9 protein-coding genes are annotated in these 13929 nt (G+C 41.1%); all 9 read left to right on the top strand.

Annotated features, from left to right (window positions below):
• The first annotated feature begins 42 nt into the window (after positions 1–42).
• Entirely contained in the window at positions 43–1044 is a 1002-nt protein-coding gene (pseB, locus tag BV60_RS0115595) for a UDP-N-acetylglucosamine 4,6-dehydratase (inverting) (protein WP_029323213.1), read from the top strand.
• 15 nt (positions 1045–1059) lie between these two features.
• Positions 1060–2268, top strand: a complete 1209-nt coding sequence (pseC, locus tag BV60_RS0115590; protein ID WP_029323211.1) for a UDP-4-amino-4,6-dideoxy-N-acetyl-beta-L-altrosamine transaminase — start codon at positions 1060–1062, stop codon at positions 2266–2268.
• Positions 2269–2293: 25 nt separating this feature from the next.
• Positions 2294–2998 carry a pseudaminic acid cytidylyltransferase gene (pseF, locus tag BV60_RS0115585; protein ID WP_029323209.1) on the top strand — a complete coding sequence of 235 codons (705 nt, stop codon included), beginning with the start codon at positions 2294–2296 and terminating at the stop codon, positions 2996–2998.
• Between the two features lie 28 nt (positions 2999–3026).
• A complete protein-coding gene (gene pseI / locus BV60_RS0115580; RefSeq protein WP_029323208.1) occupies positions 3027–4091 on the top strand; it encodes a pseudaminic acid synthase in 1065 nt (354 codons plus the stop codon).
• Complete coding sequence (locus BV60_RS0115575; protein WP_156036124.1) at positions 4057–5247, top strand: PseG/SpsG family protein; 1191 nt, start codon at positions 4057–4059, stop codon at positions 5245–5247. Before pseI ends, BV60_RS0115575 begins: the two co-directional genes overlap by 35 nt.
• A 5-nt stretch (positions 5248–5252) precedes the next feature.
• Positions 5253–6503, top strand: a complete 1251-nt coding sequence (locus BV60_RS0115570) for an ATP-grasp domain-containing protein (protein ID WP_029323204.1) — start codon at positions 5253–5255, stop codon at positions 6501–6503.
• 115 nt (positions 6504–6618) lie between these two features.
• Entirely contained in the window at positions 6619–9318 is a 2700-nt protein-coding gene (locus BV60_RS0115565; RefSeq protein WP_081846718.1) for an efflux RND transporter permease subunit, read from the top strand.
• Positions 9299–12913 carry a methyl-accepting chemotaxis protein gene (locus BV60_RS0115560; protein WP_029323201.1) on the top strand — a complete coding sequence of 1205 codons (3615 nt, stop codon included), beginning with the start codon at positions 9299–9301 and terminating at the stop codon, positions 12911–12913. The genes BV60_RS0115565 and BV60_RS0115560 overlap by 20 nt, the downstream gene beginning before the upstream one ends.
• Positions 12900–13904: a fibronectin type III domain-containing protein gene (locus tag BV60_RS0115555; protein WP_029323200.1), complete on the top strand. Its 1005-nt coding sequence runs from the start codon at positions 12900–12902 to the stop codon at positions 13902–13904. Before BV60_RS0115560 ends, BV60_RS0115555 begins: the two co-directional genes overlap by 14 nt.
• Positions 13905–13929 lie beyond the last annotated feature (25 nt).

Below are 13929 nucleotides of genomic sequence, written 5' to 3'. Positions count from 1 at the left end.
AGTATAATCTATTAGTATTATTCATTGAAAAGAGGTCATAAAATGAAATTAGATGATAAAACCATACTTGTAACAGGAGGAACAGGTTCTTTCGGACACTGCTTTACCGAGTATCTTCTTGAAAACTACAATCCCAAGAAGATAATTGTGTATTCACGTGATGAATATAAGCAATACACAATGGCCAATGAGAAGGTTTACAAAGAGCATGCCGACCAGATGAGATTTTTCATCGGTGATGTCAGAGACGCAGCACGAATGGAACGCGCCATGGAAGGTGTTGATTACGTGATCCATGCAGCTGCCCTTAAGCAGGTTCCTGCTTGCGAGTACAACCCCGACGAGGCCATAAAGACCAATGTCAACGGTGCGCAGAATGTTATAAATGCAGCTCTTAATACAGGAGTTAAGCGTGTTGTTGCACTAAGTACAGACAAAGCAGTTAATCCTGTAAACCTTTACGGCGCAACAAAGATGGTTTCCGATAAACTCTTTATAGCTGCAAATGCCTATGCGGGTAATAAGGATATAAATTTCTCTATTGTCAGATATGGCAATGTTGCGGGAAGTAGAGGATCGATTATTCCGCTGTTCAAGCACCTTATTGAAAAAGGCGAAAAGGAGCTTCCTATTACCGACTACAGAATGACACGTTTCTGGATAAGCCTTCCGGAGGGAGTTGAGCTTGTGCTTAAGGCTCTTAATGAGGCAAAGGGCGGAGAAACCTTTATCAGTAAAATTCCTTCATTTAAGGTTACTGATCTTGCTGAGGCTATGTGCCCCGGAATTGCAACCACTGAAATAGGAATCCGTCCCGGTGAAAAGCTGGATGAAATCATGGTAACAGTAGAGGATGCACCTTTCACATATGAATTTGACAAGCATTTCATTGTATATCCTCAGGTTACGTTTAATGACAGACAGACACCGGATCCGGCAGGTAAGAAGGTACCCGAAGGATTTTCATACAGCTCAGGTAACAACACAGAGTGGATGAGCGTAGAGGACATCAGAAACAGATTACACGAAGCAGTAGATCACTGATAAACTGGAGTACAAATGAATGATAAGATAAACGGAATCCCTGCTATTTGCGGGGGTTCGCCCGTTAGAGACAAAAAATTATACTATTCCCACCAGGATATAAATGAGAATGATATTGAGGCGGTTGTAGAGGTGCTTAAAAGTGATTACCTCACTACGGGACCTGCTATTACCAGGATGGAAAAAATGCTCTGCGAAATAACAGGTGCAAAATATGCGGTAGCTATAAGTAATGATACTGCCGCTTTGCATATTGCATGTCTTGCTGCAGGCGTTGGACCCGGGGATGAGGTTATTACTACACCGATAACCTTTGCAGCAAGTGCAAACTGCGCATTTTATTGCGGGGCTAAGCCTGTGTTTGCGGATATTGATCCCGAGACGTATCAGATTGATCCTGCGGATATTGAAAGGAAGATTACCGATAAGACCAAGGCTGTTATTCCTGTTGATTACACAGGACAGACAGGGGCATTGGACGAGATAAGAGCTATCTGCGACAGACACGGTCTTGTAATGATAGAGGACGCAGCTCACTCGATCGGAACTAAATATAAGGGCAAGCACGTAGGCACTTTGGCGGATATGACAACCTTTAGCTTTCACGCTGTTAAAACAATTACAGGAGGTGAAGGCGGAGCGATTGTCACAAGTGATGAAGAACTATATAAGAAACTGATTCTTCTTAGAACTCACGGAATAACAAGGGATACTTCACTTATGCAAAATGAGAGCGATGGTCCCTGGTACTACGAGCAGCTTCTTCTTGCGCCAAATTACAGACTTACAGATATGCAGGCAGCACTTGTGTGCAGTCAGCTTGACAGGCTTCCCGAGTTTATTAAGAGAAGAAAAGAAATAAGGGCAAAGTATGATGAAGCGTTTTCAAAAATGCCCGAGCTTTTTGTGCAGAAGGAGGATAAGAATTCCGATTCATGCAGACACCTGTATATTTTAAGGCTTGTTCCCGAAAAGCTTAAAATAGGCAGAAGAGAATTCTTCGACGCTCTTGGAGCTGAGAACATAATTTGTAATGTTCACTATATTCCTACATACTATTTCCCTTACTATGAAAAACAGGGATATAAAAAGGGAATTTGTCCTAATGCGGAGAAGCTTTATGATGAGATGATAACAATTCCGCTATATTCAGGTATGACCAATGAAGATGCCGAGGATGTTATACAGGCAGTACAGAAGATAGTGGATTATTACAGAGTTTAAAAAAGTGCCTGTAACAGGAGTATACATGAGCGCAATTGCTATAATAACCGCACGTGGCGGAAGTAAGAGAATACCACGTAAAAACATTAAAATATTTAACGGAAAACCGATTATCAATTATTCTATAGAGGCAGCACTGCAGTCAGGAATATTTGATGAAGTAATGGTATCTACAGATGATGAGGAAATTGCGGAGATAGCAAAGGCAGCAGGTGCTAAAGTCCCTTTTTACAGATCTCCTGAGACATCAAATGACACTGCAACTACTGCGGACGTCCTTTTGGAAGTTCTTGACAGATATGAGGAGATGGGGCAAACCTTTGAATACGGATGCTGCATTTATCCTACAGCGCCTTTTGTTACAGCAAGGAAATTAAAGGAAGCAATGGATGAGCTTGTTAAAGCCGGTGCTGAGTCAATTGTTCCGATGCAGGAATTTTCATATCCTCCTCAGAGAGGGCTTTTTATAGATGAGAAAGGACTTGTGAAGATGCTTCATCCTGAGTATGCAACCACCAGGAGCCAGGATCTTCAGAAACAGTATCATGAGTGCGGTCAGTTCTATATTTTCAGAAATGATGCATTTAAAATTCAGAAGGATACGACTATGGAGAAATCCATACCGTATATCATCGATCCGGTGGAGTCACAGGATATAGATAATGAAAGTGACTGGCTTCTTGCAGAACTTAAGTACAGATTTCTTACTGAGCAGGGAATATTGAAATAATGTCAGCAAAGCTGGCGGATGAGGTTTTATGAAGTTAAAAGATTGCCTGAAAAATAATCGAGCATACATTATCGCTGAGATGAGTGCAAATCATGGCGGAAGTCTTGAAAATGCGCTGAAAATAGTTGAGGAGGCAGCAAAGGCCGGTGCCGACTGCCTTAAAACTCAAACCTATACGGCAGATACAATCACGATAGACTGTGATGCTGAGGCTTTCAGAATACATGGCGGCCTTTGGGACGGTTATAATCTGCATGATCTTTATAAAGAGGCATATACTCCGTGGGAATGGATGGAACCCATTAAGAAAAAGTGTGAGGAATGCGGTATAGATTTTCTCTCTACACCATTTGATACCACTTCGGTTGATTATTTGGAAAACATCGGAGAGGAATTCTACAAAATAGCATCATTTGAACTGGTTGATATTCCTCTTATAAAATATATTGCAAAGACAGGTAAGCCGATCATAATGTCCACAGGAATGGGCTCTGAGGAGGAAATCAGGGAAGCGATCGATGCGATAAGATCACAGGGGAATGATGAAATAATTCTCCTTAAGTGTTGCAGCGTTTATCCGACTGTGTCTTCAGACCTTAATCTCAGGACCATACCTGACATGAAAGAAAAGTTTGATGTGCCAATAGGGCTGTCAGATCATTCTATGGGTGCAACAGCTGCTATTGCAGCAGCGGCACTTGGGGCAGTTGTAATTGAAAAACATTTTTGCCTGGACAGAAATCTTCCGTCTGCAGATTCCGCATTTTCAATGGAACCGAAGGAATTTGCAGATATGGTTAAGGGAGTGCATGATGCGGAGCTGGCTCTTGGTAGTATTTTTTATGGTCCTACTGAGGCTGAAGCAGGAGAATATACCAATCGAAGATCTCTTTTTATAGTTGAGGATGTTGAGGAAGGCGAAGCTCTTACTGAAAAAAATGTAAGAAGTATCAGATCCTACAATATTCAGGGAATGAAGCCAAAGTATTATGAAGAGGTACTTGGCAAAAAGGCTAAACATAAGCTAACACGCGGAACACCGCTGGATTGGAGCAAAATTGAGTACGATAGCGATTCGTGTGGACGCAAATGAAATAGTGGCGACGGGGCATATCATGCGCTGCAGGACAATAGCTGGTAGTCTGCAGCAGATGGGATGCTCTGTCGTTTTTGTGTCTGCGGATAATAATATAGTGCCTTATATTGAGGAAGAGTACGGTTTTTTTGTGCTTGGAACCGACTGGAGGCTTCTGGAGCAGGAGATTATACTTCTGCTTGATTATCTTCATGATGAGGAGATAACCACAATTCTGGTGGACAGCTATTATGCAACTCCTGAGTATATTCGAATGCTTGAATCGAACGGTATCAGAACCATGTATATCGATGATATGCAAAAGGAAAGATTTCCCGCAACCGCAATTTTAAATTATAGTCCGGGAGCTGTAGATCTTTCCTATGAAGAATTCTACGGAGAAGATGTACCAATGCTGCTGCTTGGAACTAAATACATACCTATCAGGGAGCAGTTTGTAAATAAGAGCAGAATGACTCGCGGAACGGGTGTTGCAGGTGATATGGGGAGGTTTGGAACTGATGGCGAGCTTTTGATGAATATTGAGCTTGTTGAAGATGAAAAACTTGTTGCTGACGAAAACAAAGAAGCTGCAGATGGAGCCCACAGAACTTATGGCTATAACAAAAATGATATCGGCAACATTTTTCTGACTACCGGAGGCGCGGATTCCATGGGGCTGTCGGAGATTATTATTACCGCAATCTTAAAGGATCCCGAACTGCATTTCAGAGAGGGAAAAAAGAAAATCCATCTTCTTGCAGGACGTTTTTATCGTGTTACAGAGAAAGTTCAGGAATATATTGAGGACGGATATGTGGTTTTGCATCAGAATGTATCAAATGTTGCAGATATAATGGGGAGCTGTGATGTTGCGATCACACCTGCGGGAACGACTTTGTACGAACTGTGTGCTGTAGGCGTATTGTCCATAAGCTTTGTCTTTGCGGAGAATCAGGAGCCGGATGCGATGTTTTTCGCAAACAGGGGATATATCCCATATGCGGGTGATTTTAGAAATGATATGAATGAAGTCCTTACTTCGATTATTGAATTCATAGAGGAAGTGGCTTTCATGGACACCTCGGAGAGAATAGAAAAATCAAACAAACTAAAGCAACTTATAGATGGTCAGGGTGCTGACAGAATAGCAGAAGTACTTATGGAGATGTGAGTTTTATGAAAAAGATTTTTATACTTGGAGCAAGTGCTTTGCAGGTACCTGCAATAAAAAAAGCAAAGGAGAAGGGCTTGTATGTATATGCCCTTGATTATGATCCGGAAGCGGTTGGTATTGAATTTGCCGATGAGTTTTTGTGCATCAGTACAATTGACAGGGACGCTGTGCTTGAAGCTGCAAAGAAATATGAGCCGGATTATATCATAACCTCAACCAGCGATATGCCCGTAAGGACCGTTGCCTTTGTGAATGAACAGCTTGGCAAAAGAAATGATATTTCCTATGAAAACTCCATATGTGCAACTGACAAGGCTGCTATGAGAAGACGTATGAAGGAATGCAATGTGCCTATCCCTGAGTTTCACGTAGTTTCTGATGAAAAGGAATTTATGGAGGCAGCAAGGCTCCTTGGTGACAGATTTGTATGCAAACCTGCGGATAATGCTGCGAGCAGAGGAGTTGTGCTTGTTAATGCAAGCGGGTATAAAACTCCGGAGGAAGATATAAAACAGGAAAAGCTCAAAGAAATATACAATTATACAAGACAGTATTCAAGGAGCGGGGAGGTTCTTCTTGAGGAATTTATGGAAGGTCCGGAAGTAAGTGTTGAGTCTTTTACGGTTTCCGGAGAAACAAACATAATTACCATAACCGATAAGATGGTTACCGAAGTTCCCTTTTTTGTAGAAACCGGCCATACGGAACCTTCAAGACTTCCAAAGGAAGTACAGGATGATATAAAAAAGGTTGCCAAAGCAGCGATAAAAGCGGTCGGAATAATTGACGGTCCATCGCATACGGAAATTAAGGTGACAAAAGAAGGTGCTAAGCTGGTCGAAATAGCCGCAAGGCTTGGAGGTGACTTTATAACATCAAGGCTTGTTCCACTTTCTACCGGAGTTGATCTCATAGATTTATGTATTTCATCAACAATTGGTGAAAAGGTGGACTGTAAGAGTTCAAAGAATGAAGGCTCTGCTATCAGATTTCTTCATTCAAAAGAGGAAAGCAGTGCAGATGGAAAAGAATTTGTGATAACTGCGATCGAGGGGGTTTTTGAAGCAGAGAAAATGCCCGGTGTGGTAGAAATATCCATATATAAAAAGGTTGGAGAAAAAGCGGGCAGATTAAAAAACAGTGGTGACAGATGGGGACATATCATTGCGGTAGGTAAAAATGCCGATGAAGCGGAAGCAAACGCAAAAAAGGCGGAAGAACACATTGTCTTCAGACTGGGCGAAAATGCGTAAAACCAGGACCTATCTTAAGTATTTGACTAAATAATATGATAAAATAATTTATTATAAGAAATTGAACGATGAGAAAATTCAATTTCTTTGAAAAGTTTTTTGGGGGGAATTGAATATGGCTAAACCTGAAAAAGCCGCCATCACTAAAGAAGACGGTGATGTTATGATGAAGGTTGCGTCCTTCATCGTTGACAGAAGAAACCTCTTCTTTCTGTTATTTGGAATAGCGTTGATATTCTGCGCTATAGCATCGGGAATGGTAAAGGTTGAGAATTTGCTCTCGGCTTATCTTCCAAGCTCTTTTGAGACCAGCCTCGGTCTTGATCTCATGGGTAAAGAGTATACAACCTACGGATCTGCAAAGATCATGGTGTCCAATATTGTATATGAGGATGCAAAAGATCTTTCTGAAACGATTGGGAAAAGAGATGATGTTGCGATGATCACTTTTAATGAAACACCTGATCATTACAACAACTTTTCTGCGCTTTTTGATATTACCTTTAAGTACGAGGAAACTGATCAAAGGTCTTTGGACGGACTTGATGAAATAAAAGAAATGCTTTCGGACTATGATATATTTGTCAGTACTTCTATGGGCAATGCAGCCGCTGAAACAATCCAGAAGGAGATGCAGACTGTAAGTGCGCTGGTTGTTGTGATAGTGCTGGTTGTGCTTGTTCTGACATCACAGACCTATGCGGAAATTCCGGTACTTCTTCTTACATTTGGTGCTGCTGCGCTGATGTCGGCCGGAACCAATTTTATACTTGGCACAATTTCCTTTGTGTCCGATTCGGTAACAATTGTCTTACAGCTGGCTTTGTCTATCGACTATGCAGTTATTTTTTGTAACAGATATAAAGAAGAGCATGAAAACCTGCCTATAAGAGAAGCTGATATTGTGGCTTTAAGTAAGGCAATTCCGGAAATATCTTCAAGCTCGCTTACAACAATAGGCGGTCTTGTGGCAATGATGTTCATGCAGTTCGGAATAGGACGCGATATGGCTATCTGTCTGATCAAGGCTATTGTACTAAGTCTTATAGCCGTATTTCTTCTTATGCCCGGACTTCTTATGATATTCGGACCCTGGATGGATAAAACCAAGCATAAAAGCTTTATCCCTCAGATTCCATTTGTCGGCAGCTTTGATTATTTTACAAGATTCATAGTTCCGCCTGTATTTGTTGCTGTAATAATAGGAGCGTTTTTTATTCAGAATCACTGTCCTTTTGTCTATGGGTATACCAAAATAGAAACACCGATCAAGAATGAGACTCAGATTGCAACGGAAATGATAAGCGAAACCTTTGGGGATTCTAATTTCGTGGCAGTCAATATTCCTGCGGGCAATTATGAGAAGGAAAAAAGGCTTATCCAGACATATCTTTCCTGTCCTGAGGTTAAGTCCGCACAGGGACTTGCAAACATTGAGGCGATGGGAGGCTATTGTCTTGCGGATAAACTGACAGCCAGAGAGTTTTCGGAGCTTTTGGAGCTTGATTATGAGGTGTCTGAGCTTTTGTATATGGCATATGCCGTGAATGATAAAAACTATGCAAAGCTTGTTAACGGAATTTCTACATACAGGGTTCCCCTTATAGATATGATAATGTTCCTGCATGAGGAAGTGGATGAGGGCTATGTGACGCTGGATGACAGCATGAAAGAGACTCTTGATGATGCCTATGAGCAGATGAACATTGCAAAAAAACAGCTTCAGGGAGAAAAATACAGCAGAATTCTTGTATATTTAAATCTTCCCCAGGAAGGCAAAGAAACTTTTGAATTCCTTGACCAGATGCATACAATGGCAAATAAGTACTATGACGGACAGATTCTTGTTATAGGTGAGGCAACCAGCCAGTATGACTTGCAGAAGACTTTTTCAAGAGATAATACCGTTGTTACGGTAATTTCAATTCTGGCGGTACTGGTGGTACTTCTGTTTACCTTCAAGTCAGCAGGAATGCCGGTGCTTCTGATCGCCGTTATTGAAGGTGCTATCTGGATAAATTTTGCTTTTCCGACAATACAGAAAAACAACATTTTCTTTATGACATACCTGATCGTAAGTTCTATTCAGATGGGTGCAAATATCGACTATGCGATTGTCATCTCGGGAAGATTCATGGAGCTTAAGGATAAGATGTCTCATAGAGATGCGATAATTGAAACCATGAACTTTGCATTTCCGACAATAATAACCTCCGGTTCAATGCTTGCACTTGCAGGAATTTCCATAGGCCTTTTGACTTCAGACGGAGCAATATGCGGTATCGGACAGTGTCTTGGACGAGGAACAATTATTTCCATACTCCTGGTAATGTTTGTACTTCCTCAGATACTTCTTATCGGGGCTTCAATCATAGATAAGACATCCTTTGAGGTATCCGTGCCGCTTGGGATTGAACGTGATACCGGACTTATGAGAATAGACGGAAGAATAGAGGGACAGATAAACGGAAGAATTATCGGTGAAGTTCATGCGGTTGTAATGGGTGATGTAAGAGCTCTTGTACAGAGCGGAAACATGGGAAGACTTGAAGCATCAGATCTTAATCCTGAAGAAATGGATCTGCTTTTTAACGACGACATAAAAAAGCTTGAAAGAGAGGCATTTGAAGAAAATAAGGATATAGTATCTGAAAATTCTGTTAGTTCGGAAACAGCTGCAGAAGAAGGTTTTGAAAAAACTGATAATCCTGGCCAGGAGACCTTGGAAAATCCTGGATCAGAGTATTCAAAAAAGCCTGAGGGCAGGAAAAAGAATAGGAATGGGAGGAAGAGACATGAAAATAAAAAAGCTTAAACTCATTCTTAAAAAGGATTTTGTAATATTTGCCATTGTAGCAGCACTTTCTTCCGCAAATACAATCAAGGTCAGTGCCGTTGAGGGAATAGGCGAGAAGATTGCCAATGAGATAATGGAGGAAGTTGAACATAAGGTAAAGAGCGAAGCTATTGAGAATATGGCGATTAAAGCTGAGGACGAGACTGATGAATCAGGGGAAAATCCCAAGGAGGATAATCCTAATTCGGAAAGCCCGGAATCTAAGACTTCAGATGCGGAAAAGCAGGGGACAAAAGCTTCTGATGAAAAAAATGCGGATACAGAAGCTTCAGAGGAGGAAGCTAAGGACGAGCAGGTACAAATCGTATATGAAAATATAGATATTACTTCATTTGAAGATCTGGTGGAATTTTCAAAGAATTGTAAGAGTGATGCCTGGTCACTGAATAAAATAGTTACGCTTAAAGCTGATATAGATCTTACTGACAGGGATTTTGAGACCATTCCCTATTTTAACGGTATTTTTAAGGGAGAAAAGCACTCGATCAAGGGCTATGGGAATGTCAATGATAACTACATAACCGGTTTGTTCAGATATATCGGACCAAACGGAATGGTTCAGGATTTGAATGTAACCGGAAGCATTAAAATGACTGATGAAATGAAGTTTACCGGCGGTCTCTGCGGCATGAACCAGGGCATTATAAAAGACTGCAGCTTTAGCGGGCATATTGAAGGAAATAATACGGTTGGACCCATTGCCGCAATAAATGAGAGAACCGGTATTATAAATAATTGCAAAAATGATGCGCATGTCTCAGGCTATTATTTTACAGGGGGCATAGCCGGTAAGAATTATGGTATTGTTTCCGGATCATCTAATAATGGGAATATAAATGACAGTGCAGACTGGGTTGTAAAGGATGATGCTAAAAGCGAAGGAATACTGCAATCAATAACAGCCATGACTTCCGAAGAAGGAAATATGCTTCGTTCGGGTACGGATACAGGTGGAATAGCAGGGTATTCAAAGGGAAGTATTGTAAGATGTACCAACAAGGGAAATATCGGCTATGAACATGCGGGATATAATATCGGCGGAATAGTCGGAAGACAGATGGGAATTGTGTCCTACAGCACAAACACAGGGACTATAAACGGACGTAAGGACGTTGGCGGAATCGTGGGACAGATGGAGCCTTATCTTGAACCCGAAGATCTGCAGACCTTGCCTGAAGCAGCTGATAAGCTTCATGATCTTGTGGAACAGACACTAAATGATATGGACGGCGGAGTAGATACTATATCTTCCGATGTTTCAAATCTTACAACATATACTAACGGGGTTGTAGATGATGGGCATGCCATTGCAGGTGAAATTACCACATCGGTTAATCAGAACATAAGGGTTTTGAATGTTGCTCTTGAGCGTTTTGAATATGTAATGCAGAACATTCCGGGGGTTCTTGACCATTTATCAGGAGCATCTGACAAAATGTATTATTTTAACAATGCGGTTGCAAGGGCGATTGAAGCAATAAATGTAGGCGGAGAAGTTTCCGAAGACGACAGATATCAGATAGAGAACAGCGAAAATCAGATATATGACAATATAGCAAAGGCCAATGAAAATAAGCAGAGAATAGAAAACATTACCGGACTTATAAATCAACTAATGTATGAAACAGATGAGAATGGTGATTATGTCTATGATGAGGAAGGCGTAAGAAAGCTGAGAGCTTTAAATGCTGAGGAGCAGAAGCAGCTTAATGCTTATCTTGCAGAACTGCAACAGCTTACAACTGATTCAGGAAGCAATGTTTCAGGGATGTTCGGAAGTGTTTCCACAATACTTGAAACCTATAAACCCTATGCTGAATCAGCAGGAGATGAGGTTATCGGAGAAACTCAGAATGCCATAGCCGCACTTCAGGATGCAGATTATGAATTGAAGGAAGCAACAAACGGAACAAGGAGCATAATCGATTATCTGAATTCACAGGAAAAGCTCAGGCTGACAGGACTGGGAAGTGATTTTGATGCAAGCCTTGACTCGCTTCACGCAAACTTAAGAGGAATAACAGGCTCACTTGAGAATATCAATCAGGACGGGAAAAGTACGTCACATACACTTAATTCCAATCTTAATGCTGTAAATGATCAGGTTAATGTCATTTACCATATTATTTCCGATAAGTTTGATATAATCTATAACGATAATCCGGAAGTCTTTACAGACGTGTCCGATGAGGAAATAGAGAAAGCAAAAACCGGAAGAGTTGACAGCTCAAGGAATAAGGGAACTGTAAAGGGAGATATCAATATAGGCGGAATAGCAGGAGCTATGGCAATTGATGAAGAGGACCCGGAAGAAAATGCTGCCGGTAATCTCAGCATCGGAAAAGGCAGTAAGTATACGCTCAAGAATATTATCTGTGAGTGTGAGAATGAAGCTACAGTTGAATCCAAGAAGGACGGAGCAGGACTTATAGTCGGATATATGGCACAGGGCATAGTGACTTCCAGCAATGGCTATGGACTTGTTAAAAGTCTGGAAGGAAGCTATACAGGTGGTATAGCGGGACAATCCCTGTCAATTATAAGGGACTGCAATTCACTTTGTCTTCTTGACGGAAACAAGTATGTAGGCGGAATTACAGGTTATGGCACGACCATTACCGGATGCAAAGCTATGGTAACCTGGCAGAAGAAACCTGAAGAGAGATTCGGGTCTGTTGCAGGTATAGTAAATACCGATCCGGAGACAAAGAAAGCCAAGCTGGATAATATCAGCGGAAATTATTTTGTTGAAAGCAAGATAGGCGGGATAGACGATATAAGCCTTGCAAGCATTGCAGAGCCTGTAACCTATAATGGCCTTCTTGAATCCGGAACTATCCCCAATCAATTCAGACATTTGAAGGTAGTATTTGAGGTAGAGGGAGAAAAACTCGGTGAGCAGGAACTTGCATACGGAGACAGCATGGAAAAGCTTGTTTTTCCCGAAGGAGAATTGCGGGAAGGCTATTATATAAAATGGCCTGATGTAACAGGAATGACAATGGATGGCAGCTATGTTATGACAGGGGAATATGTAGCTACCAACAAAGCAATAGAAAGCAGCGAATTATATGAGGATACCCAGAAACACATAGCAATCCTTGGAGGAAGCTATGGTGATGACGCACAGATTGTTGCAGAAACGGTAGATGAGCCGAAGTATGAAATAAAGAGTCCGACAGTTGAGAAAAAAGTTGTCAAATACAAGATTAGCATTGATGAAGGAACATATTCTCAGGCTGCAGACAGAAAGATAAGACTTTATAATCCTTTTAAAAACTCTGTTGTTAAGGTATACAGAGATGGGGACTGGGTGGAAATACCGTCAAAGAAAGTGGGAAGCTACCTGGAAATCGAAATGGAGAATAATGAGGAAGTATTTGCTATAGTCGAAAGAACAACCCTTTTTACAAGAATAATATATCTTCTGGCTGTTGCGGCTGTTATCGGTGTAATTGTGCTGCTTGTAAATAAGGCAATACTGAAGCATGATTTTACACTCCTGAAAAAAAGAAAAGGCAAAAAGAAAGAGGAAACGGATGAGAAAAAATAAAAATTTGTATTTAAAACAGTACATGCTGTTTTTACTGATGTTCCTATGCTTCTTAATGTTTTCCGAAAAAAGAGTATCCGCTGCCGTTTCCGCCATGACACAGAGCAAACTTTCTGCAGAAAGTGCGACAGTAAACTGGACAAAGGTTTCGGGTGCAAAAGAGTATTATCTCGGAATCGGAGTAAACGAAAATGATGCAAAGACTGCCGTCTCAAATCATATGGTGGTTGTCAGTGCCGATACGATACACTATACTTTTACAAATCTGAATCCCGGTATGAGATATTATGTGGTACTAAGATATCTTTACGAAGATAAGGACGGGGTAAAAAAGGAAGAACAGGCCGGAAGTATGATAATGAAGACTGTTCCTTCCAAGATAAGTGGTCTTACACAGGCGAGATGGTATAATAACCAGAAGAAAGTTTATGTTACATGGAATGAACAGCCTGCCGGCACTTACAGATATGTTTTTATGGATAAAAACGGTAAAAGGATTAAGGCGGGTGAGCTTCTTTCGAATTCGTTCAGTACCAGGATTGATAACAATAAATGCTATTCATTTAAAGTGAAATCTGTTGCGGTCATAAACGGTAAGACTTATGAAAGTGTATGGTCGGACAGAATATATCTTTTTGCACAGCCTATGATAAAGTCATATAATTATGGGAATGATTTTGACCTTACTATTAAAGGCGGCAGACTGGAACTGAAATGGGACCGTGTAAAATACGCAGATGCGGGTTACAGAATACATATATCCAGGAACCGCGACAAAGACTATGTTAGTGCAGGTACTGTAAGCAGGAAGAAAAGCTCAGCTGTTGTCAAGAGGTACAAAGGACATTCATTTAAGAGGTCCGAAACCTACTATGTCTATGTTGAGGGATTACGCAAATACGGCGGTCAGATAAGCTCTACAGGGATAGGCTATGTCTGGGAATACAAGAACGGAAGAGTCAGAAAAACTTACTATCACGGGAAGTATTGATCAATAAAGGATGAGGATATCAGAA

It is taken from the genome of Butyrivibrio sp. AE3004 (genome assembly GCF_000703165.1).
GTDB lineage: Bacteria > Bacillota > Clostridia > Lachnospirales > Lachnospiraceae > Butyrivibrio.
The sequence above is the reverse complement of the archived record's forward strand: the minus strand, read 5'-3'. Positions and strand labels throughout refer to the sequence as shown.

Bases quoted from the DNA above. Each gene is read 5' to 3' on its own strand.
- pseB (WP_029323213.1), top strand. From the start codon at position 43: ATGAAATTAGATGATAAAACCATACTTGTAACAGGAGGAACAGGTTCT.
- pseC (WP_029323211.1), top strand. From the start codon at position 1,060: ATGAATGATAAGATAAACGGAATCCCTGCTATTTGCGGGGGTTCGCCC.
- pseF (WP_029323209.1), top strand. From the start codon at position 2,294: ATGAGCGCAATTGCTATAATAACCGCACGTGGCGGAAGTAAGAGAATA.
- pseI (WP_029323208.1), top strand. From the start codon at position 3,027: ATGAAGTTAAAAGATTGCCTGAAAAATAATCGAGCATACATTATCGCT.
- BV60_RS0115570 (WP_029323204.1), top strand. From the start codon at position 5,253: ATGAAAAAGATTTTTATACTTGGAGCAAGTGCTTTGCAGGTACCTGCA.
- BV60_RS0115565 (WP_081846718.1), top strand. From the start codon at position 6,619: ATGGCTAAACCTGAAAAAGCCGCCATCACTAAAGAAGACGGTGATGTT.
- BV60_RS0115560 (WP_029323201.1), top strand. From the start codon at position 9,299: ATGAAAATAAAAAAGCTTAAACTCATTCTTAAAAAGGATTTTGTAATA.
- BV60_RS0115555 (WP_029323200.1), top strand. From the start codon at position 12,900: ATGAGAAAAAATAAAAATTTGTATTTAAAACAGTACATGCTGTTTTTA.